Here is a 20293-nt window from a genome sequence, read left to right on the forward strand (position 1 = left end):
TGACCTGCTGCCGTGAATTTGGACCATTCTGAACTGGAATTTTCCAATTATGATCCCGTGGTCGGGAGATGGAGAATGCTCATGAAGAAGTCCAAGTTTACCGAGGCCCAAATCGCCTTCGTGCTCAAGCAGGCCGAGGATGGCACGGCGGTCGGGGAAGTCTGTCGCAAGGCAGGCATTTCGGAAGCCACGTTTTACAACTGGCGCAAGCGGTATGCGGGGCTGATGCCATCGGAGATGAAACGGCTGCGTCAGCTCGAGGAAGAGAACGGCAAGCTCAAGCGGATCGTCGCCGATCTGAGCCTGGACAAGGCCATGCTTCAGGATGTGCTGTCAAAAAAGCTCTGACGCCTGCTCGCAAGCGCTCGCTTGTCGATGAGATCAGAGCGACCTGGAAGGTCTCGATCCGAAAGACCTGTGATGCCTTGAGAGTCGACAGGTCGCTCTACCACTACAAGTCCAGGCGCGGCGAGCAGGCTGATCTGCAGCTACGGATCAAGGAGATTTGCGAGACCCGTGTCCGCTATGGCTATCGTCGGGTTCACATCCTGTTGCGCCGGGAGGGCTGGGATGTGAACCCGAAGAGAATCTACAGGCTTTACAAAGAGATGGGGCTTCAGCTGCGCAACAAGACGCCCAAGCGGCGGGTTAGGGCAAAGCTGCGTGATGACCGGATGGCTGCCACGAGCACCAATCAAGTGTGGGCCATGGACTTTGTGCATGACCAGTTGGCCACCGGCCGCAAGATCCGTATCCTGACTATCGTGGACACCTTCTCACGCTACGCACCAGCCGTGGACCCTCGGTTCAGCTACAGGGGCGAGGATGTGGTTATGACACTCGAAAAGGTCTGCAGGGAAATAGGATATCCGAGGACGATCCGGGTCGACCAAGGCTCGGAGTTCATCTCCCGCGACCTTGATCTCTGGGCGTATCAGAAGGACGTCGTGCTCGACTTCTCCCGCCCTGGAAAGCCAACCGACAACGCCTTTATCGAGTCGTTCAATGGCAAGTTCCGAGCCGAATGCCTGAACGCTCACTGGTTCATGAGCCTTGACGACGCCCGCTCGAAAATGGAGGATTGGCGTAGAGACTACAACGAAGTCCGCCCGCACAGCGCAATCGGGAACAAACCCCCGATATCGCTTATGAACGCATCAGGGGCAGCCGGCCCACCCTGATCGTTTATCCCCGGAAATTCCCAATCCGGGTGGTCCAAAGTCGGGGAGCACGTCATATCCCCGGAAATTCCCAATCCGGGTGGTCCAAAGTCGGGGAGCACGTCAACAACCCCCGGAGTCTACATCACGCTGGATAAAAGATGGGGGCAACGTCACCCGGTCAGGTCGGCTGGCCAGGGTTGCAAGACCTGTCCGGGGGCGGGGTTGTTCGCACAAGAGAGTGCATTTCCTCTCGAAAGACTTCCCCGGGCGTCCGATAGCCAAGGCATTTGCGAGGGGTGTTGTTCAGCATTTCACAGAGTCGGCGCAAATGGTTGGGTGGCAGGGACAGAATGGCGGTCTCGCGCGGCAAGTACCGCCCTATCCGGCGGTTCATGTTCTCAACCGAGCCCTTCTGCCAGGGCGCGGAAGGATCACAAAACCAGGCATCGGTTCCCATGCCGTTCTTTAGCTCGCGCCAAGACACAAACTCAAACCCGCGATCAAAGGTTAGGCTTTGTCGCGCCGTCACGGGCAGAGGGCTGAGCTCCGTGATCAAGCGATTCATGATGGGTCTGGATTGCCGGTCATTGTTACTGAAGAGCAGCGTGAACCGGCTCTTTCGCTCGACAATCGTTGCCACATTGGCATCGCCCAAAATTCTCCGGAAAATCATGAGATCCGCTTCCCAGTGTCCGAACTCTCGCCGACTGTTGATAGCCTCGGGCCGATTTCTGATGGCGCGCTCGACCGGAAAGACCGGTCGCTGCGGTTTGCGGGCGTAGCGCGGGCGCCGCGTCCTCCGCCGTTCGGGCAGCAATTGCGCGAGTTTCTGGCGCTGACCTTCTGGAGAATAGACGTAGCGATAGATCGTCTCATGGCAGAGACGTATCTTGGTTTTGTGTTCGATGCGCAGTCGGCCAGCTATCTGTTCTGGAGACCAGCCGTCCTCAAGCTTGCTGATCACGGCATGGCGGAGTGCATGGCTGCGATGAAGCTTACCCACACGTCGGCGCCGGTCTCTGGTCATGTCGTTAGCAAGTACCGCCCAATAGCCCTCTGCCTCCGGAACTTCCCGGTCATGCCAATAATTGCGGCGGATCTCTCGGGAAACGGTGGCGCGACTGCGACCCAGATGACGCGCAATCTCAGATTGCCGAAAATTCTGTTCTCGCATCCGCGAGATCGTGCGCCGCTCATCCAAGCTCAACTGAGCAAAAGTTCTGGTCAAAACATTCTCCTGAAAAACAGACAGGTTAGCACCTGCGTTGCATCTCAGAATAGAATGTGCCCCTGTTACATCCATTGCTCGCATAATTTACATTATGGAACTAAGTCATTGATGTTGTTAAGTTATCTGGATTCAATGGTTGATGCAATCCTCTGGAATCTTCCACTTGAAGAACCTATCAGCGCGCACGGCCGCGTGTCAGTCCGGATGACGATTGCGGGCGACCCTTAGCCGCCCGCGCCTGAATCATTGGTCGAGCTTCTTTTCGACCTTCTTCCGGCTGTTGCCTACGTCCTTGACCGCATCCTTGACGGCCTCCTTGGACTTTCCCGTTTTTTCCGCTTCGTAGCGAACTTCATGGTCTTGCTGACCCGCGACGCGAGCGCGATCCTGAGAGGTATTTCCCATTTTGCGGCCTCCATGGTTGTGCAGGATCAACGTCCGGACTCCCATATTGTTCAGAGTGAGAAGATCTAACGCCGTAGATAGGAGGCGACTTTTTAATCATCTTGCGGCTTACTTTCTCAATGGCTCGCCGCTCATCGAAATCGCCACGTCCGATCGGCCTCGATGCTGACCCCGCGCTGATCGCGCGGAGCCAGGTGCCGACGCCCCGCGATCCGCGTCAGCCACGCTTGCCATTCGATCCATTTCCTGCTCGCGTCGAACCCTGTCTTGCTCTTCTCGCCAGCGTTCCACCGACCGGGCGAGAATGGTCCTTCGAAGTTAAATGGGATGGCTATCGCCTCGCCGTGCATCGTGGGGGAAAACAGACCCGAATCCTGACGCGCGGCGGTCACGATTGGACCGCCCGTTTTCCGTCAATTTCGCGCGCCATCGAGACGATCGACGCCCCTACCTTCATTCTCGACGGTGAAGCCGTGGTTCTCGATAGCCAGGGGCGCTCTGATTTTAACGCCCTGCAGCAAGCCTTGGGCGGTCGCGGCGGCAGGAAAATCGCCGGCGCCGAAGTGATCTTCTATGCCTTCGATCTTCTCTATTTCGATGGCCACGACCTCACGCGGATGCCCCTCGACGAACGCCGGCGACTGCTCGAAGATCTTGTACCGGTGCGCGAAGGCGCGATCCGGCTGTCCGAAGAAGTGGACGCCGATGGTTCCGCCTTCCTGAAGGCCGCTTGCGAGATGGGGCTTGAGGGCATAATCGCCAAGCATCGCGACCGGCCCTATAGGCCCGGCCGCAAAGGCGATTGGCTCAAAATCAAATGCGTTCAGACCGACACTTTCCGCATCGTCGGCTATGAGCCCTCCACAAAGGTTCGGGGCGCAATCGCCAACCTGCTCCTTGCCGCGCGGCGCGGCGACGAGCTGGTCTATGTCGGATCGGTCGGGACGGGATTTTCATACGCTCAGACCGTCGGCCTCAAGCGCCAGCTCGACACCCTGAAAACCGACTCCCCGCCCGTTTCCTCAAGCGGAAGGGCGTGGTTTTCGTGCGGCCTGATCTGGTCGTCGAAATCGACTTTCGCGCCTGGACCGGCGATGGCAAGCTGCGCCACGCTTCATTCAAGGGAATGCGCGACGACGCCGATCATGTCGAGATTTTCAAATTCGATGATAGCGACGGCTAAAGGGAGCCTTTATGTGCGGTCGTTTCACCAATCTGATGACGTGGGCCGAGATCCACGCGCTTTATTCTATCCACGATAAGGCCCCGCCGCCGACCAACACGCGCCCGCGCTACAACATCGCGCCCACCCAGGACGTGTTTTTCGCGCACCGTGACAAGGCCAGCGGGCTTGAGATCGACTATGGCCGCTGGTGGCTCGTCCCGTTCTTCGCCAAGGAGCTGCCGAAAGCCGCCATGTTCAACGCGCGGATCGAGACCGTCGACACGTCCGGGGCCTATCGCGAGCCCTTCAAATCGAAACGCTGCCTCATCCCCGCCGACGGCTATTTCGAATGGACCAAAAGCGCCGAGGACGGCGGGAAAGACCCTTGGCTTTTGCAGCTCCCCGACGCGCGGCCGTTCTCTTTTGCCGGCCTGTGGGCTCACAACGATAAGCTCGGGGTGACGAGCTGCACGATCATTACGGCCCCGGCCGCAGACAGCATCGCCCATATCCATACCCGCATGCCGGTTATTCTCGATCCGTCGTCCTATGACGATTGGCTTAACACCGACGTTCAGGGCAGCGACGCAAAAGCCGTTCTTCTCGACAACCAGATTGACGATCAGCTCGATTTTCATCGCGTCGGCCGCGATGTGAACTCGTCCCGGTATCAGGGCGAGGATACGAAAATGCCGCTCGTCAATTCGCTGTAGCTATGGCCGGAATTGGCGTGGGAAGCTGACTGTCGGCTTGCAAAATGGATTTGCGAAGAGCCGACATTCTCTGCTCCGCGAAGGCCGGATTCACTTGCATGCGCCCAAGATGTTCGTGGCGGCACCGGCCTGCTATCGGAAATTGCCGTGCCTGCCGCCTTCTCCGCCGTGATCCAGATGATTACGTCACCGATAGCCGCGAAGATCTTGGCAGCGAGAAGCCCGACTGCTGCGGGGACACAGGTCGTTAGGTTCTCGCTGGCAGCGGAGACAGGCTCTCAATTATTCTGCAATCTGCGACCAGGCCGCATCCACACTGGTCAATCATCCTGTCCAGTTCGGACTTGAGCGCAACCAAGTCTTCGATTTTTCGCTCGACCTCCTTCCGATGTGCCTTAGCGATCGCATCGACGGCGGCGCAGGATTGCGAACGATCGTCAGCGAGGTTGAGAAATTCCCTGATCTGATCGAGCGAGAAGCCGAGCTCTCGTGCACGTCGGATGAAGCTCAACCGATTAAGGTGATCCTGCTCGTAGGAGCGGTAGTTTCCCCCCGTGCGGGAAGGTTGCGGTAGGAGGCCATTTTTCTCGTAGAACCGGATCGTCTCTACTTTGGTGCCAGTTTGCCTTGCAAGGTGGCCTATCGTCAGAATGGATGAGTTCATGGTGTGACCCTGTAGCGAATACAGGGTCAACGTAGGTTCGATGTGGGTGTTTGTCGATCTTGATCGCTCGCCTATTGCGTTGCTCTGGCGGTCTCCACCTCTTCACGCACCAGATCGTAGAGTTGTTGCGGGCCGAAGGATTCCAGCGGCCGGCCATTAACGAAAAAAGTTGGCGTCTGGCGGACGTTGTTGCTTTGGACGTCGGCTAGGTCCTGCTCAAGAACGGCATCGATCTCGTCCGAGGACATCTCACGCCGTGCCTGCTCGACGTCCAGTCCCGCCGCCCCCGCAATCTCCCAGGCTTTTTCGAGATCTGGCGCACCATGCACGGCCCATTCCGGCTGTTGCGCCAGCAGCGCTTCCAGAACGGGTTCGTAGCGGTCCTGAAGACGGGCCGTTTCCAGTATCCTGACGGCTTCCTCCGATCCCTCATGGAAGGGCGTGTATCGGATGACAAGGCGCGTTTCGTCAGGAAAATTCGCCATGATCTGCTTAACGGCTGGATAGAAAGCCCTGCACGCTTCGCAGGACGGGTCGAGAAATTCCACGATCGTCACGGGAGCATTTGCTGGGCCGATGATCGGCGAATGTGCCCTGACCAACGCATCGCCTTGCGCCGCTGCAACCGGCTGTGCCGAATTGCCGCCGTAGCGATCGTAGAGAAAGACACCGCCGGCAAAGACGATCAGTGCGACGAGGCCGGTGAGAAAAACGATGGACCGTCTGGTCATGCTGAACGCCTCCGGCGCGCGAGAAGGAGAAGAAGGGCGATGCTCAAGAAAGCGGCGAGCGATAGGTAGGGGAGCGGCAAAACGCCGAGTATTGTCATATCGGCGCTCGAACAGGATGGGCCGTCTCGTCCACATGGCTCGATGGCTGCGGGAATGATGCCCGCATAAAGTAGGGAATGGAACGCCGCTATGGCCGCGCCGACGACGGCGAGTGGAAGCCCATACCAAGAAACGCTGGCATCGCTCCGAAAGCTAGCGACGGCCAGAATGACGGCCAGCGGAAACATGAAGGCGCGCTGATGCCAGCACAGATTGCACGGCGTCTGCCCCATGATCTCGCCAATGAAGAGAGCGCCAAGCGAGGCGGCAAGCGCGACGAGCCATGCCAGGAACACGAACCCCCAGGCATTTGCTGTTGTGCCCGCCCTGATGGTCATAGCACTCGCTTTCGCATCCTTTCGTTTCGCTCCAATCAGCCTTGCGTGGGGCATAACTGCACCCTCTACCCACTACAGGGTCAAGTCTCTTTGCATGAAGTTCTGCGGCGAATTCGCACATGGATCGTCCGCAAGCGGAATAAACAGGGTCGGCCCTTGACCCTGTAGTTGCTACAGGGTCTATCTGCGGTGTCACATCTAACGGTCGAGGTGACGCCATGACGGCAGCGAGCCCTTATAGACTGCGTGTAGAAGGCATGGACTGTGCATCTTGCGCGTTGAAAATCGAAACGGCCATGCAACGCCTGCCGGGCGTTAGCGACATCAATGTCAGCTACGCCAACGAGACGCTTGCATTGCGTCTTGACGAGGACCGCACGCCCCTCGCCGCTATTGAGCAAAAGATCCGGGCGCTCGGCTATACCCCAGTGATTGAGCAGGCCGAGCCAAAGGCGAGTCCGCCTCGGAAGCGCATCACAGAGGCATGGTGGAAAGGCAGCAAGGGTCGGCTTGTGCTCCTTACCGGCGCGCTGTTCGTCCTTGCCTTCGCTCTCGCACGTCTCCTGCCGGAATGGGAGCAATGGCTCTATTCAGGCGCGGCGTTGATCAGCGTCATCCCGTTCGCGAGGCGGGCGATCGCCGGCGCGATGTCTGGCTCGCCCTTCACCATCGAGACACTGATGACGGTGGCAGCACTGGGCGCGGTCGGCATCGGCGAGGCAGAAGAAGCGGCTGTCGTAATCTTCCTGTTCGCAGTGGGCGAACTGCTTGAAACCGTAGCGGCTGGCCGCGCGCGGGCAGGCATTGAGGCGCTGATCGATCTCGTGCCCCGAGTCGCTTTCCGCGAGCGTGATGGTGCCGTTGAGAAGGTCGCTGCCGAAGAGCTGGCCATCGGTGATGTCGTCGTTGTTCGGCCTGGAGACCGTGTGCCGTCTGACGGCACGGTGATCGACGGTGTATCGGAGGTCGATGAGGCTCCCGTGACAGGCGAATCCGTGCCCGTGCTGAAAGAATCCGGCGCAACTGTCTATGCCGGCAGCATCAATGCCAATGGCGAGCTGCGGGTGTCGATCAGCCATGTCGCGGCCGATAACACCATAGCCCGCATAATCCAAATGGTGGAGGAAGCCCAGGAATCAAAGGCCCCCACGGCGCGCATGATCGACCGTTTCAGCCGGTGGTATACGCCAGGCGCGATGGTCGTGGCGGCTCTGATCGTTGTCGTGCCGCCGCTCGCCTTCGATGGTGACTGGATGACGTGGGTGTATCGCGGCCTCGCCACGCTGCTGATTGCGTGCCCCTGCGCGCTCGTGATCTCCACGCCCGCGGCCATCGCCTCCGGTCTTGCCGCCGGCGCGCGGCAGGGCCTGCTGATCAAGGGCGGCGCGGCGCTGGAAACACTTGGCAAGGTCATAACCGTTGCCTTCGACAAGACGGGAACGCTGACGCGCGGCCGTCCCCAGGTGACAGACATTGTGCCGATCACAGGTGACGAGAACTCCGTCCTTGCCATCGCGGCGGCTGTCGAGCGCAGCACCAGCCATCCGCTCGGGGTCGCAATCGTGGAGGCGGCAGAGGTCCGCGGGCTCGAATTGCCCGCCACCTTCGGAGGCGCCATGGCCACACCCGGCAAAGCCGTCACAGCGCGGTTGAAGGACGGATTCGCTTCGGTCGGGTCTCCCCGTCACGCCGCCGAACAGGCTGCCCTTGAAGAGAGCACCGCCAAGACGATCACCACGCTGGAAAGCCAGGGCAAGACGGTCGTCGTGCTTACAAAGGGCAAGACCGTCGAGGGATTGATCGGGTTGCGCGACGAGCCACGCGATGACTCTATCGAAGGTGTGAAGCGGCTGACGGATCGCGGTGTGCGCCCTCTGATGCTGACCGGCGACAACAAGCGCACGGCCGACGCCATCGCGGCTCATCTCGGTCTTGAGGCGAGAGCCGAACTACTGCCCGATGCCAAGCTTGCCGAAATCGGGCGATTAAAGGCTGAAGGGCCGATTGCCATGGTTGGAGACGGTATCAATGACGCGCCGGCGCTTGCTGCCGCTTCTGTTGGCGTTGCCATGGGCGCGGGCACCGATGTAGCGCTGGAAACCGCCGATGCGGCGCTGCTTAAAAACCGGGTGACGGGTATCGCCGATCTCATCGGGTTGTCGCAGGCGACGCTCGGCAATATCTGGCAGAACATCGCATTAGCCCTTGGACTGAAGGCGGTTTTCCTCGTGACGACTCTGTTGGGCGTTACCACGCTCTGGATGGCCATCCTTGCCGATACGGGCGCTACGGTCCTCGTCACGGCCAATGCGCTGCGCCTTCTTGCGTGGCGCGGCACCCGCGACAAATGAGCTTAAACAGTGAGCGCGTGCAGGTTGCGGCTTCTGCTTCCTGCCGAGAAAGCCGATGTGTAAATTATGAGTAGTCAGCCCCGGAAAGCAAAATCATCTGAGAAGCGCGAACAATGGGCGCTCGCATGGGTGCTTGCGATCAATACTGCCCAAGCGGCCATTGTAGGAAGCCTGGGTTGGTGGGCCCAGTCAACAGGACTGATGGGTTCCGCGCTCGATAATCTTGGCGACGCAGGTGTCTACGCCATCAGCCTTTTCGTTGTGGGGCGGGGATTGGCGGCGAAAGTTCGAGTTGCCCGGTTGTCGGGTGTCCTTCTGATGGTATTCGCCGGCCTCCTTCTGCTTGAAGTCGGCAGACGCTTCTTTACTGGCTCAGATCCAATAGGGCCGATCATGATTGCCGTGGCGATCGCGAGCGCTCTGACGAATATGGTCTGCATGTGGTTCCTGAAATCGCATCGCGAAGGCGGCGTGCATTTGCAGGCCTCATGGATTTTCACGACAAACGACATGCTCGTGAACTCGGCGATCGCTGTTTCCGGTCTTGCCGTGATCCTTTTCAGCTCGCCCTACCCGGATCTGATCATTGGCTTGGGCGTGGTTGTTGTCGTCGTCAGAAGCGGCCTCGAAATTCTTGAGAAAGCCGGGGAAGCTGGAGAAAAAGGAAAACAATATGATTAGTGCACGAGCCCTGTCCGCCGCCTTCCTTGCCCTGGCAGTTTCGATCTCTCCTGCCGTGGGCCACGACTTCCAAGCTGGTTCGATCACCATCAATCATCCGTGGTCGCGCGCGACTCCGCCGGTCACGCCGGTAGCCGGTGGCTATCTGACGCTGACGAACGATGGCGACATAGCCGACCGCCTGGTGTCGATCTCATCACCCCTGTCAGAACGGGTGGAGATCCACGAGTCGGCCGTAAGCAATGGCGTTGCCAGCATGAGGCCAGTGCAAAATGGCGTCGTGATCGGGGCAGGCGAGACGATCGAGTTCCAGCCTGGCGGAATGCACATCATGTTCATGAAGCCATCGCATCCTTTGAAGGAAGGGGAGCGGTTTGCCGCTAAACTTACGTTCGAGCGGGCCGGAACCGTCGAGGTCGAGTTTGTCGTGCAGGGCATGGGTGCAGGTCCGGCGACAACGAACGAGCATGACGGGCACGAGGAGCCGGCGCAATGAGCGGCATCAAACTCTTCCGTCTCGTTACCTGGATTGCCGTTGCCGTTGTCGGCGGGCTTGTCATCGGCCTGTCTGTGTCAAAGCCATGGCAACAGCAAACCGTGGCGATCGCGTCCTCGACGGGCACCGCAGCCATCGGCGGCCCGTTCCGTCTCACATCCCATCGAGGCGAGACGATTGACAATGCCGCGCTGACGGGCAAGCCCTATCTCGCCTTCTTCGGCTTCACCCATTGTCCCGACGTGTGCCCGACGACGCTCTATGAACTGAGCGATCTCATGAACGAGCTCGGGCCTGTGGCGGACCAATTCAACGTACTGTTCTTCACCGTCGATCCCGAGCGGGACACCCAGGAACTGCTGGCTCAATACATGACAGCCTTTGATGATCGCATTTTCGCACTGCGGGGAAATCGACAAGAAACGGACGCCGTGGTGAAGGCCTTCGCGGCCTATGCGCGCAAAGTCCCTCTGGAAGGGGGCGAATATACGATGGATCACACCGCAGGCGTTTACATGATGGATTCCGAAGGCAAATTCGTCGGTACGCTCGACATGCACGAGCCACGCGAGATCAGATTGCAGAAGCTCCGGCGTCTGGCAGGGGGTAGCGCATGAACGATCATGTGATGATAACGCCCACTGTCAGAGGTGCCTTTGTGGCTTTTGCGATGCTCATCTCGGCGAGCGCCGCGACAGCGGCGCAGATAGACGCCCCGGAGTAGATGGATTTGGATTTCACGCTTGTCGGCCTACTAACGGTGTTTGCTGCGGGGGCGATCTCCTTTCTTTCGCCGTGCGTTTTGCCCCTTGTTCCCGGCTATATTTCGTTCGTCACAGGTGGCGCGCGCTTGGAGCCTGCTGTTCAAAATCGTCTGGGGGCAAACTGGCAGGCTCTCGTCAACAGTCTTTATTTTGTCCTCGGATTCACAACGATCTTCGTGTTGCTGGGGGCTACTGCAACTGCATTGGGGGCGTTATTTCGCTCCTACCTATACGAAGCCAATCTAATCGGTGGCGCGATCGTTATCATTTTCGGTGTGGTAACAACGGGTTTGGTGCCAATCCCGTGGTTCGATCGTGAAATGCGTTTTCATCCTCGGCCGCACGTTGCTGGCCCTTGGACGAGCTACCTGCTTGGATTGGCGTTCGCCTTTGGCTGGACCCCGTGCATTGGGCCGGTACTCGGCTCTATTCTAACTCTTTCAGCCGCAAATGCGACGGTCGGAGCCGGCGCAATCCTGTTGACTGTGTATTCTTTGGGGCTGGGAGTGCCCTTTATCTTGGCGGCTCTTTTCATGCAGCGTTTCATTGCCGGCATGCCAACCTTACGTTGGGCTGGCCGATACTTGCGAGTGTTAGCAGGTGTGATCATGATCATAATGGGATTGGCCATGATGACCGGTCAACTCTCGCGCTTCGCTATCTGGCTCCTGACAACTTTCCCCGCGTTGGGTCAGATAGGCTGACGATGCGCGGAGTTCTAAAATATACATCGCTCGCGGCCGCCGTCGCCTTCGGAGCTGACCAGCTATCCAAATGGTGGGTAATCCAAGTGATGAAAGACCATACGGAAATATCCGTAACGGGCTTCTTCAACTTGGTCCTAGGGCGCAACACGGGTGTCAGTTTCGGACTTTTCAACGAAGCGCCGGCATGGCTCCTTGTCGGAATCACTTTGGCAATCGTTCTTATGCTTTTGGTATGGGCGAGCCGGGAAAGACAATCGATAACGGGCGTCGCTCTGGGCCTCATAATTGGAGGTGCCTTGGGCAATATGCTCGACCGGCTACGTCATAGCGGCGTTACCGACTTCCTCGATTTTCATATCGGAGGAATTCATTGGCCTGCCTTCAACCTTGCTGACACGGCGATCGTGCTCGGGGTTTTGCTCTTATTATTCGATACATTCAGGAGAGAAATGCGGTTCCTGACACGCCCATAGTGGCTATGGCCGCCTAAAGTCATAGGCTCCGCGTCTGGCAGGCAACAAATAACCCGGAAGGTGCTCTGATGGTCCCGGCCACCAGGAGCGTGATTACAGGTATCCGTGACCCAAGCTTTGCAGGAAATAGACGTTCTGGTGATCGGCGCTGGTCAAGCGGGGCTCGCTGCCGGCTACCATCTTGCCAGAACAAAGCTTTCATACCTGATCGTAGATCGCCATGCCCGCATCGGCGACAGTTGGCGATGTCGCTACGATTCTCTGACCCTGTTTACCCCGCGCGCATTTAGTACGCTGCCCGGTCTTACGCTCGACGGCGATCCGCAAGGCTATCCCGCGCGAGATGAGTTTGCGGACTATCTCGAAGCCTATGCCAGCCATTTCGACCTGCCCGTCCTCTCCGGAAATGGCGTGGTTCAGCTCGAACCGTGGACTGATGAGCGGTTCGTCGCACAAATCGATGATGGTAGGCACATAGTCGCCAAGGCGGTGATCGTCGCGACGGGAGCGTTTCAGATACCCATTATCCCAACAATCGGTGCTGGCTTTGACAGTGCGGTCGCGCAACTGACGCCGGAGAGCTATCACAATTCCGGCGATGTCCGACCTGGAACGGTCCTTGTTGTCGGAGATGGAGCAAGCGGACGCGACATCGCAGCCGAATTGGTTTCGACCCATGAAGTGCTGCTTGCGGTTGGGCGCGGCCGCCGACTGTTTCCAGAACGCATTCTCGGCAGGAGCACATGGTGGTGGCTGCGCTCCCTGGGCTTGATGAAAGCAAGGCCCGGTTCGGCGGTCGGACGTCTGATGCGACGCGCCGATCCGTTTCCTGACAGGGGGCGCAGCCTCGACGATCTGCAACGGATGGGCGTGGCCATCTCAGGACGCTTGGTGTCAGCAAACGGCCGAACTGCTATCTTTCGGATATGTCTAAACGGGTAATCGACTCCGTCATTTGGTGCATCGGATACAGCGACGACAGCGCATGGCTCAAGATTCCAGGTAGCACGCATTCTGACGGAAGCTTTCTGCAAGAGGGCGGGGTAGCTCCAGTACCAGGCCTTTTTCACCTAGGACGTCCATGGCAGCGGAATCGTGCTTCAGCTCTCGTCATGGGTGCCGGCGAAGATGCTTCCGTAGTTGTCCCCTTATGCGTGCAATACTGCTTCGGCGGCGATAGGCGCCAATGACGATGCCAGCGGAAAGGTCCGATTTCAGGAGGGACGACTGACCACACGAGCGACTGGGATGGGAGCGGAAGCGGCGAAAGGCATCTTAGGTCGCCATGGCATGGGGTAGCTCGTCCAATCGGGTTGTGTAGCGCGGCGAGCGGCGGTCGAATTTGGTCTGCCACTCGCGTTTATTGATGCCGACCCCGGCTGGCACCATGGTCCCCCTACCGAACACGGCGTTGACCGCATCGAGCGCGGTCATCAGCCGTTCGGACTTATCTCGGTCGCGAGCGGGAAAGAGCGGCCGTATCCCGCTTCCGGCGGGTATCAAATCGTCCATGATTACGCCGGCCTTGGCATAGCGATATCCTTCACGAAAAATAGCCTGCGCGCCGCATCTTGCCGCTTCGATCAGCTCGAAGGTGTCGGCCGAGGCCTCCGGCAAGTGAACGGTCTTGCTTCCGCCGTGGGCTGGATCGCGACGATTGAACGGCGAGGTGTGCATAAATACGGTCAGGTGCGATGTTTCCAGCTTATGCCGGCGCAGCTTCTCAGCAGCGCGGAGAGCGTGTGCCGATACCGCCTCGAGCATTTCGTCTAGCGTCGAAACCGGCTTCCCGAAACTACGGGTGACGGCGCACCCCTTGCGTTGCGGCGGCAATTCCTCGAGAGCCATGCAGGCAATGCCTCGCAGCTCGAGAACAGTTCTCTCACCAACGACCGTCATCCGCTGCCTCGCGAGCCGTGTCGGCATGTCGCGGAGATCCGCGGCCGTCTCAATGCCAAGTTCGAACAGCTTTCGTTCCGATGCTGGCCCGACGCCCCACACATCGCCAACATCGATCCTGGGCAACCATTTGTCGCGTTCCGCAGGGTCGGTCAAATCACAGACGCCGCCCAGCTCCTCATTCTTCTTGGCCACACGGTTCGCGAGCTTCGCCAGTGTCTTTGTCGGGCCGATTCCAACACAGGTCGGAATCCCCGTCCATTGGTGCACCGTCGCCCGCAGATCGCGCCCATAGGTCTGCCGATCGCGCTCCGGTATCAGAGACAGGTCAAGGAAGCTCTCATCAATCGAGTAGATTTCGACCTCTGGCGCCCACTGCCGGTAGATCGCATTGAGCCGAGCGCTCATGTCCCCATAGAGCGAGTAGTTTGACGAAAAGACCGCCACGCGGTTCTGATCGCATAGCTCACGAATCTTGAAATAGGGATCGCCCATGCCAATCCCGAGGGCCTTCGCCTCGCTCGTGCGGGCGACAGCACAGCCGTCATTGTTGGAAAGGACGATAACCGGCCTAGTAGCCAACTTCGGATCGAATACACGCTCGCAGGAACAATAGAACGAATTGCCGTCCACCAACGCAAAAGCTTTCACTGCCCCCTCCCCGGCTGGCGACGCAGCCAATGGATATTGCAGACAACGACGCCCCAAATCTCGACCTCCGCGATTTCGGGCAGTTCAAAGAGAGGCATGTCGCTGTTTTCCAGCATCAGGCGGGGGCGGTCGCCATTTAGGCGCAACCGCTTAAGCGATTGCTCGCCATGAACGATCGCCACGACCACATCGGCATCAATAGGCGTGATTGAGCGGTCCACCACGAGCAGGTCGCCATGGTAGATTCCCGCATCGCGCATCGAGTTTCCATCCACGCGCCACAAGAAGGTCGCCGGCGGATTCCGGACCAGAAGCCGGTTCAGATCGATCGCGTCGTCTAGGTAATCGTCGGCAGGACTCGGAAATCCGGCGCAAAGCCCATGAGCGAACATGGGGACCGAAATTTCAGCCTCGAACTTAAGCTGGATGAACATTCAAAAGCGGCTCCTTTCGTCTCGAGCGAAAGGAACAAAGCAGGAACACGCGCGGCGGTTCCAGTCAAGAGAAATGGCCGCGGCCGATCGACCAAATCTGATGGCAGATGGTAGGAGGGGGCTTACGCCCCCTGCCCTCTGCGGGTTTGCTCAATCACGGCGAACAGGTTTTCCTCGTCCTGGCCGGGATAGCGGCCGAGGTTGGCGTAGAACCGACCGTGGCCGGTGTTGAGCGAGATCGAGTAGTAAGGCTTGTCGTCGCGGTTAAGATTCTGCCACACCGCTCCGACTTCAATCCGCCGCCCGCGCGGGCTCTTAGCGAAGATCCTGTACTTGGGCGCGTCGGGGTTGTCGCTGACAACCGGCTCCCCGGTGAAGTCGATATCGAAGGTGAGGGTGGCCACGTTGCCAGTCAGCTTGTCGCCATCGATCCGGACGAAATTGGTGAGGTCAGTCATTGTGAACTCCTTGGTTCGCGTTGGTGATGCAACAAAGCGATGGAAGGGGAATAGCGGCTGGCACCGGAACGGCCGGCGCAAAGCAAAGGACCACGCCCCGCTCGATTTTGCTTCGCGAGGAAGGCCATTCGGCCGGGGAAAATCGTGCGCGGCGCGGTTGCCTGACGTGACCCGGACATAGGTTGCATCTGAAACACAAGCGCGAGCCGGAGAGATCACCAAGACCTTACAATTGATGCCCGTTCTGGCGAGACTGGTAAGTCCCACTGCCCTGCCCCCAAGAGACGGCCGTGAGCGACGTGTTGCGTTGCCCGAGATGGTCGGCCGAGATCTTCGCCCATGCCGCGCGAAGGTCGGTCAACTCGGATCGCGGGGATATAGGGAAGCCGCGTTTGCGCCTTTGGGCGACGCTCAGATTGAACCGGTTCTTCAGTCCGAAGCCATCCGGCCCCGCTTCCCGGGTTGTGCAGAGGGCTTGCATCACTGCCGGTTGAGCCGATGTGGCAGGCAGTACGACGAGATGCACGATTGAGGCGAGGTAATCGGCCAGATATTGACCGAACTCAATCGCCAAAGCAGTGGCGGCAGGCCCCACTAGCTCATTGGGTATGGGGGCTTTCCAATGGGTCGCGAGATTGGCGTCAGAACGACTTTCGGCTGCCTCGACGGCAGGCCAGAGCCGCCCCCTCGTTGCCAAGGCGGGGCAACTCACTCCGGCCGGGAAGATCAGCGCATCATGCGCCGCCTTGAACTTCTGTTTGGGGGTGTAAGTGGTTTTTTCGATCACAAGAGGTTGGCCACAATGATCGGCCACCACCTGATAGATCGATGGGAACTTGCTTCGGCTAATCCGTTGCACCCTCAGAAGGGTCATTCTATCAGTCTGGCTCATTGGCCCTGGGGCGCGATCTTGATGAAAATTCGATCCTCCCAGGAATCGACATTCCAGAGGTAGGCGCGATCGAGCATTGCCGGCGCGCGGTCGGCATTATGTTCCAGCACGCGATCAGTCGGGGCCGGTGTTATCCGCACCGTTCCGATTGGCTTGAATGGAAGCTGTTCGAGTTGAGCGAGGTTTTGCGCGGGGATCTCGGGCGAGCTGATTTCGAGCGTTCCGCCCTCGAGGCGCACAATGCGCAGATAATTGTCATTCTGGCGGCCGCGCGTGTTGGGGAATCCTGTGGCCTGCCCATCCTCAAGCGTTCCCGCGAGGTTGACGACCAGCTCGAACCGGCCTTCCCCAATATATTCGAACCGCTCGAAACCGGGCATGTCGGCGTCATTTGCCGCCATGCGCTGCGCCCCTGCTTCATCCTGTTCACTCAAACGTCCTTCGGCGGCCGCCATCACCGCACGCGGCTCCGCCAGCGTGCTTTCAACGCGCATCGTGTAGTCGTATCCATCGGTCGTGATATCCGCGTCGATCTTTTCGGGGGCGAGGCACCCGGTCAGGAAGAGCGTCGCGCTCATGATAAACGGCAGTCGGATGGCAGCTCGCGTTAGCTTCACAATATGCTCCTGAATGCAGGCGGAGCCGCTGTCGGTCAGCGGCCCCAGGTCGAGTTGAACGCGCCGGGGAAAATTATGTCCTGCTCAACGAAGACGTTGAACTGGTAGCCCGGACGGATTTCCAGGGTCGGCTGGACGTCGAGATTGCGCGAAATGGTTTGATCGGCCACGCGACCGAAGGTTTCGGCAAAATTGCGACGCGCGGCATCAGAGGCTGTATCCTGCGTGGCAAGCGTCGAGCTTTGGGGGATCGCCATGTCGATGCCCGTGCCGATCAGAGCAATGAGCGCGGCTGAGCCGAATATCTGGAAATAGTGGTTGTCTACGCGATCACGGAAGCCGCTATAGCCCTGTGCGTCCATACCGGGCATGCCCCCAATCTGGAGCGTGGAGCCGTTCGGGAACACGAGATCAGTCCAGATTACGAGAACCCGGCTCTGGCCGAACGACACATTGGAGTCGTAGCGGCCAACCAGGCGCGTTCCCTGCGGGATCAGCAGCTGATGCCCCGTCGCGCTGTCATACACATTCTGACGCACCTTAGCCGTGATCCGTCCGGGCAGGTCCGAATTGATGCCTGTGATGAGCGTTGCCGGGATCACCGATCCGCGCTTGAGCTCATAGGGTGAAAGCTGCGGAACCACCTGATTGGGCAAATAGCCCAAATCATTGATCTCCTGATTGAAGAAGCGATCCTTCCCGGCCTGATTGTTGGGGTCGGGGCGCACGCCCTGCCCGGCAAGCCCGGCCTGCATTGCGGCCGCGTAAAGGTCCTGTACGCCCGGCACACCACCTGCCCCGCTTGTGCTATTCGAGCCGCCTGTACCCTGGTTTGCCTGTGCGGCTCCGATGTTGCCCAGGTTGATTGACATGGGGCTGTTGGCGGCTGTCGGGCCGGCCTGCAACGACGCCATTTGCTGGCGATGCTGTTCGCGCAAGCGCGATTCCTCGAACTCGCGTTGCAGCCGCGCGCGCCATTCCGCTTCGGACTCGGACGGTCGCTGCTGCGTCTGAATCTGCTGCACCTGCGGCTGATTTGCGCGCGCGGGCTGCGGCTGGAACGGATTGGTGATGACGGGCTGGCCATCGGTATCAAGCGGCGGCGTTTGGACGGCCGGTTGGGCCGGTGCGCGTGGTTCGTCGATGATGCCTGGTTGAATCCCGCGGGTCAGCTCGTCGGCAAAGTCAGAGGCCGGTTGTCCGCGCGAATTGTCCGGCCCGGCTTCGCGGAAGGTGAGACCACGTTGCGACAGGCCCCAAAAGACGACGCCAAGGAACACGACCACCAGTACGATAAAGGCGATGATGGGAAGGCGATTAAGGCGGCGGATTTTCGGCTGATCCTCACCGCCGCCATCGAGATCGATCGAGCTCACGCAAAGGCCTCCCTTATGAAACCGTGCGGCGCAGGACCGACAAAGGGCTTGACGGTGCGGCGCCTGTTTCGGTCATCGTATAGGTTCGCGCCAGTTCGACTGAAGGCGTCGAAATCCGCGTGAGGACCTGGCCGTCGAACGCGCTGACGGTGTAGGCGAGCGGGATCGCACCTTCGCCTGTCGCGGACGGATCGACTGCATAGCCCCAACCGCGTAATTGCTCTTCGAGAGCAGCCGACAAGGCCGAATCATCGGTCTTGAGCGCGATCGTTCCTGTTCCGGGCCCGACATGCTCGGCGAGTTGGGCTACCATGTCGCCGGCGACCGCATTGGCTGCATAGAGATTGAGATTGGCAGCATCGGTGCTCGATGCGGCGGTGAAATATCCGCTGCCGGTCGTCGCGCAACCTACAAGTGAGAACGCCATGAGCGCCACGGAAAGGGCGCGGGCAGCCTTCGAGATTGCAGCCATTGCTAACCCCTCCTCTGGATTGTGACGCGTTGTTGTTGATTGCCTACGCCGCTGACGAGAACTGCCCGGTCGATCAGGTAATCGACGATCATCATGTTGCCGTTGAGCCGGTAGTTGACGATCTGCTGCTGACCGCCCGATTGAATGAAGAGGATAGGAGCATCGCCGCTTCCCAAATGGCCGGGAAATTGGATGTAGGTCTTCATGCCGTCCGTATAGATACGGGTCGGCTTCCAGCGCGCGTTTCCGCTCATCGAGAAATTGAAGTTCAAATTCTCGGCCGGAACCCCGGCGCCGGGGATGATGCTTGCCTCGATCCGCTGGTTCACGGCGGCGATCTGCTGGCGAATGTCTTCGGGGTAGGTGAACGCTACACGCGCCATATACCCGCTCGAACGGGACTCGAGATTGATGTGATAGGTGCGTCGCGAGGTGGTGACGACCATACTCGTCTTGAGCCCGGCTTCGGCGGGCTTGACGATCAGGTGAATGCGCGGGCCTTCGGGCGATCCGGACGAGGCTGGTTCGACCTGCCAACGCACCGTATCGCCCACGAGAACATCGCGCACCGCTTCACCGGCCTGCAGGGCAATCTCGCAAAGCTGGAGCGGCGCGCAGATCACGGTGGGCTGAGTCTCGCCATAGAGATAGATCACGGTGCCGTCGGCGCCGCGCGTCATGACCGCTGCCTGATTTTGCCATTGGCTCGACAAGGCCGTGCCCCGTTGGGCGTTCTGATCGGCCGCCGTTGCGGTCGAGAGGGCGAGGCTTGCCGCTATTAAGGCAATGGCACCTACGCCCGCGCGTATTTTGATAGTGTTGAACATTACTCTCTCCGCGAGCGTGGTAACTAAAGCTGGGCCGTCCAGTCGAAATCGGCCAAATACAGGCCGATCGGATTGAGGCGAATGATGGTTTCGTCCTGGGGCGGCGACAGGGTTACGGTGGCGATGCCGCGCCATCGACGCGTGCGCAATTCGCGCCCTGCCCTGTCGCGCTCGATTTCGGTCCAATCGATCTGGTAGGACTGGTTGGACAACGCCACGACGTTGTTGATCTCCACCGACACGGTTTTCTCCCGCGCGGCGTCGAACGGCGAATTGTTTCGGAACCAGGCGTTGACCTTTTCGGTCGATGGATCCTGCCGGCGCAGCATCGCATAAGTGCGATTGATATAGCCGGTCTGGACGACCGTATCGGGCGTGATCGAGCGAAAGTTCGTGACCCACTGGCCGAGCATGGCGCGGACAACGCGGTCATCGGCATATTCAATCTGTGCCGGAAAGCCCCCCGCGGCCGAATTGCCGAGCTGGTCGACCTCGACGATATATGGGACGAGCTTGACTTGCGTGGACTGGTAGAGCCCATAGCCGAAGCCGATCACCGCCATCGTCATTGAGACGAGGCCGACAGTGCGCCAGGCCATTGCCGAGCGGACATAGGAGCCATAGCGCTCGTTCCATTCGGCGCGCGCGGCGATATAGGGATTGTCGGGAATGTTTTTAGCCATGCG

General features: G+C 59.3%; 23 protein-coding genes and 1 pseudogene. 10 read left to right on the forward strand and 14 right to left on the reverse strand.

Going from position 1 to position 20293, the window contains the following annotated elements; genetic code table 11:
• The first annotated feature begins 81 nt into the window (after positions 1 to 81).
• Positions 82 to 1181 (forward strand): IS3 family transposase gene (locus tag EO133_RS05125; RefSeq protein ID WP_371870951.1). Its coding sequence is split into 2 segments (ribosomal slippage): positions 82 to 343 and positions 343 to 1181, totalling 1101 coding nucleotides; the frame shifts between segments, so codons are not numbered across the junction.
• Between the two features lie 160 nt (positions 1182 to 1341).
• Here the strand turns inward: EO133_RS05125 and EO133_RS05130 are convergent.
• A complete protein-coding gene (locus EO133_RS05130; protein WP_127071598.1) occupies positions 1342 to 2391 on the reverse strand; it encodes an IS30 family transposase in 1050 nt (349 codons plus the stop codon).
• Between the two features lie 246 nt (positions 2392 to 2637).
• Positions 2638 to 2799, reverse strand: coding sequence for a DUF3606 domain-containing protein (locus EO133_RS05135; RefSeq protein ID WP_127071599.1), 162 nt, complete (start codon positions 2797 to 2799; stop codon positions 2638 to 2640).
• 119 nt (positions 2800 to 2918) lie between these two features.
• Here EO133_RS05135 and ligD point away from each other — a divergent pair.
• Together ligD and EO133_RS05145 are read left to right on the forward strand one after the other, a co-directional pair.
• A pseudogene (gene ligD, locus EO133_RS05140) lies at positions 2919 to 3982 on the forward strand (non-homologous end-joining DNA ligase).
• A gap of 35 nt (positions 3983 to 4017) precedes the next feature.
• Positions 4018 to 4677 carry an SOS response-associated peptidase gene (locus EO133_RS05145; protein ID WP_244640908.1) on the forward strand — a complete coding sequence of 220 codons (660 nt, stop codon included), beginning with the start codon at positions 4018 to 4020 and terminating at the stop codon, positions 4675 to 4677.
• A gap of 247 nt (positions 4678 to 4924) precedes the next feature.
• On the opposite strand, the gene EO133_RS05155 is transcribed toward EO133_RS05145, so the two are convergent.
• The 3 genes from EO133_RS05155 to EO133_RS05165 all read right to left on the reverse strand — a co-directional run bounded on the left by EO133_RS05155 (position 4925) and on the right by EO133_RS05165 (position 6509).
• A complete protein-coding gene (locus EO133_RS05155; RefSeq protein WP_127071602.1) occupies positions 4925 to 5341 on the reverse strand; it encodes a MerR family transcriptional regulator in 417 nt (138 codons plus the stop codon).
• Between the two features lie 71 nt (positions 5342 to 5412).
• Positions 5413 to 6072, reverse strand: a complete 660-nt coding sequence (locus EO133_RS05160) for a DsbA family protein (RefSeq protein ID WP_127071603.1) — start codon at positions 6070 to 6072, stop codon at positions 5413 to 5415.
• Positions 6069 to 6509: a disulfide bond formation protein B gene (locus EO133_RS05165; protein ID WP_127071604.1), complete on the reverse strand. Its 441-nt coding sequence runs from the start codon at positions 6507 to 6509 to the stop codon at positions 6069 to 6071. The genes EO133_RS05160 and EO133_RS05165 overlap by 4 nt, the downstream gene beginning before the upstream one ends.
• Positions 6510 to 6727: 218 nt before the next feature.
• On the opposite strand from EO133_RS05165, the gene EO133_RS05170 reads away from it, so the two are divergent.
• The 7 genes from EO133_RS05170 to EO133_RS05200 all read left to right on the forward strand — a co-directional run bounded on the left by EO133_RS05170 (position 6728) and on the right by EO133_RS05200 (position 12923).
• The gene (locus EO133_RS05170; protein ID WP_127071605.1) at positions 6728 to 8860 is read left to right on the forward strand and encodes a heavy metal translocating P-type ATPase; all 2133 of its coding nucleotides are present in this window, start codon (positions 6728 to 6730) and stop codon (positions 8858 to 8860) included.
• 66 nt (positions 8861 to 8926) lie between these two features.
• On the forward strand, positions 8927 to 9541 hold the full coding sequence (locus EO133_RS05175; RefSeq protein WP_127071606.1) for a cation efflux transmembrane domain-containing protein: 615 nt from the start codon (positions 8927 to 8929) through the stop codon (positions 9539 to 9541).
• On the forward strand, positions 9534 to 10037 hold the full coding sequence (locus tag EO133_RS05180; RefSeq protein ID WP_127071607.1) for a copper chaperone PCu(A)C: 504 nt from the start codon (positions 9534 to 9536) through the stop codon (positions 10035 to 10037). Before EO133_RS05175 ends, EO133_RS05180 begins: the two co-directional genes overlap by 8 nt.
• Positions 10034 to 10654 carry an SCO family protein gene (locus tag EO133_RS05185; RefSeq protein WP_127071608.1) on the forward strand — a complete coding sequence of 207 codons (621 nt, stop codon included), beginning with the start codon at positions 10034 to 10036 and terminating at the stop codon, positions 10652 to 10654. The genes EO133_RS05180 and EO133_RS05185 overlap by 4 nt, the downstream gene beginning before the upstream one ends.
• Before the next feature lie 107 nt (positions 10655 to 10761).
• Positions 10762 to 11505, forward strand: a complete 744-nt coding sequence (locus EO133_RS05190; RefSeq protein WP_188681931.1) for a cytochrome c biogenesis CcdA family protein — start codon at positions 10762 to 10764, stop codon at positions 11503 to 11505.
• Between the two features lie 2 nt (positions 11506 to 11507).
• Positions 11508 to 11981: a signal peptidase II gene (lspA, locus tag EO133_RS05195; protein ID WP_127071609.1), complete on the forward strand. Its 474-nt coding sequence runs from the start codon at positions 11508 to 11510 to the stop codon at positions 11979 to 11981.
• Between the two features lie 105 nt (positions 11982 to 12086).
• On the forward strand, positions 12087 to 12923 hold the full coding sequence (locus tag EO133_RS05200; RefSeq protein WP_244640909.1) for an NAD(P)-binding domain-containing protein: 837 nt from the start codon (positions 12087 to 12089) through the stop codon (positions 12921 to 12923).
• 333 nt (positions 12924 to 13256) lie between these two features.
• Here the strand turns inward: EO133_RS05200 and EO133_RS05205 are convergent, their stop codons facing one another.
• The 9 genes from EO133_RS05205 to trbF all read right to left on the reverse strand — a co-directional run bounded on the left by EO133_RS05205 (position 13257) and on the right by trbF (position 20290).
• Positions 13257 to 14516: a Y-family DNA polymerase gene (locus EO133_RS05205; RefSeq protein ID WP_244640910.1), complete on the reverse strand. Its 1260-nt coding sequence runs from the start codon at positions 14514 to 14516 to the stop codon at positions 13257 to 13259.
• Between the two features lie 11 nt (positions 14517 to 14527).
• Positions 14528 to 14965 (reverse strand): LexA family protein, encoded by a 438-nt coding sequence (locus tag EO133_RS05210; RefSeq protein ID WP_127071611.1) that lies wholly within the window; start codon positions 14963 to 14965, stop codon positions 14528 to 14530.
• Positions 14966 to 15087: 122 nt separating this feature from the next.
• Entirely contained in the window at positions 15088 to 15423 is a 336-nt protein-coding gene (locus tag EO133_RS05215) for a DUF736 domain-containing protein (protein ID WP_127071612.1), read from the reverse strand.
• A 226-nt stretch (positions 15424 to 15649) separates the two neighbouring features.
• Positions 15650 to 16297, reverse strand: a complete 648-nt coding sequence (locus tag EO133_RS05220; protein WP_164734897.1) for a MobA/MobL family protein — start codon at positions 16295 to 16297, stop codon at positions 15650 to 15652.
• Between the two features lie 14 nt (positions 16298 to 16311).
• On the reverse strand, positions 16312 to 16932 hold the full coding sequence (locus tag EO133_RS05225) for a hypothetical protein (protein WP_127071614.1): 621 nt from the start codon (positions 16930 to 16932) through the stop codon (positions 16312 to 16314).
• 35 nt (positions 16933 to 16967) lie between these two features.
• On the reverse strand, positions 16968 to 18308 hold the full coding sequence (gene trbI, locus EO133_RS05230; RefSeq protein ID WP_127071615.1) for an IncP-type conjugal transfer protein TrbI: 1341 nt from the start codon (positions 18306 to 18308) through the stop codon (positions 16968 to 16970).
• Positions 18309 to 18321: 13 nt separating this feature from the next.
• The gene (trbH, locus tag EO133_RS05235) at positions 18322 to 18780 is read right to left on the reverse strand and encodes a conjugal transfer protein TrbH (RefSeq protein WP_127071616.1); all 459 of its coding nucleotides are present in this window, start codon (positions 18778 to 18780) and stop codon (positions 18322 to 18324) included.
• Between the two features lie 2 nt (positions 18781 to 18782).
• The gene (trbG, locus tag EO133_RS05240) at positions 18783 to 19607 is read right to left on the reverse strand and encodes a P-type conjugative transfer protein TrbG (protein WP_127071617.1); all 825 of its coding nucleotides are present in this window, start codon (positions 19605 to 19607) and stop codon (positions 18783 to 18785) included.
• 23 nt (positions 19608 to 19630) lie between these two features.
• The gene (gene trbF, locus EO133_RS05245; RefSeq protein ID WP_127071618.1) at positions 19631 to 20290 is read right to left on the reverse strand and encodes a conjugal transfer protein TrbF; all 660 of its coding nucleotides are present in this window, start codon (positions 20288 to 20290) and stop codon (positions 19631 to 19633) included.
• Positions 20291 to 20293: the final 3 nt, after the last annotated feature.

Source organism: Pelagibacterium lentulum, assembly GCF_003992625.1.
Taxonomy (GTDB): domain Bacteria; phylum Pseudomonadota; class Alphaproteobacteria; order Rhizobiales; family Devosiaceae; genus Pelagibacterium; species Pelagibacterium lentulum.

Excerpts from the sequence above, each read along its gene's own strand:
- EO133_RS05180 (WP_127071607.1), top strand. The coding sequence starts at position 9,534 with ATGATTAGTGCACGAGCCCTGTCCGCCGCCTTCCTTGCCCTGGCAGTT.
- trbG (WP_127071617.1), bottom strand. The coding sequence starts at position 19,607 with ATGTTCAACACTATCAAAATACGCGCGGGCGTAGGTGCCATTGCCTTA.
- lspA (WP_127071609.1), top strand. The coding sequence starts at position 11,508 with ATGCGCGGAGTTCTAAAATATACATCGCTCGCGGCCGCCGTCGCCTTC.
- EO133_RS05215 (WP_127071612.1), bottom strand. The coding sequence starts at position 15,423 with ATGACTGACCTCACCAATTTCGTCCGGATCGATGGCGACAAGCTGACT.
- EO133_RS05175 (WP_127071606.1), top strand. The coding sequence starts at position 8,927 with ATGAGTAGTCAGCCCCGGAAAGCAAAATCATCTGAGAAGCGCGAACAA.
- EO133_RS05190 (WP_188681931.1), top strand. The coding sequence starts at position 10,762 with ATGGATTTGGATTTCACGCTTGTCGGCCTACTAACGGTGTTTGCTGCG.
- EO133_RS05185 (WP_127071608.1), top strand. The coding sequence starts at position 10,034 with ATGAGCGGCATCAAACTCTTCCGTCTCGTTACCTGGATTGCCGTTGCC.
- trbF (WP_127071618.1), bottom strand. The coding sequence starts at position 20,290 with ATGGCTAAAAACATTCCCGACAATCCCTATATCGCCGCGCGCGCCGAA.
- EO133_RS05160 (WP_127071603.1), bottom strand. The coding sequence starts at position 6,072 with ATGACCAGACGGTCCATCGTTTTTCTCACCGGCCTCGTCGCACTGATC.
- EO133_RS05135 (WP_127071599.1), bottom strand. The coding sequence starts at position 2,799 with ATGGGAAATACCTCTCAGGATCGCGCTCGCGTCGCGGGTCAGCAAGAC.
- EO133_RS05220 (WP_164734897.1), bottom strand. The coding sequence starts at position 16,297 with ATGACCCTTCTGAGGGTGCAACGGATTAGCCGAAGCAAGTTCCCATCG.
- trbH (WP_127071616.1), bottom strand. The coding sequence starts at position 18,780 with ATGGCTGCAATCTCGAAGGCTGCCCGCGCCCTTTCCGTGGCGCTCATG.
- EO133_RS05170 (WP_127071605.1), top strand. The coding sequence starts at position 6,728 with ATGACGGCAGCGAGCCCTTATAGACTGCGTGTAGAAGGCATGGACTGT.
- EO133_RS05145 (WP_244640908.1), top strand. The coding sequence starts at position 4,018 with ATGACGTGGGCCGAGATCCACGCGCTTTATTCTATCCACGATAAGGCC.
- EO133_RS05165 (WP_127071604.1), bottom strand. The coding sequence starts at position 6,509 with ATGACCATCAGGGCGGGCACAACAGCAAATGCCTGGGGGTTCGTGTTC.
- EO133_RS05210 (WP_127071611.1), bottom strand. The coding sequence starts at position 14,965 with ATGTTCATCCAGCTTAAGTTCGAGGCTGAAATTTCGGTCCCCATGTTC.
- EO133_RS05155 (WP_127071602.1), bottom strand. The coding sequence starts at position 5,341 with ATGAACTCATCCATTCTGACGATAGGCCACCTTGCAAGGCAAACTGGC.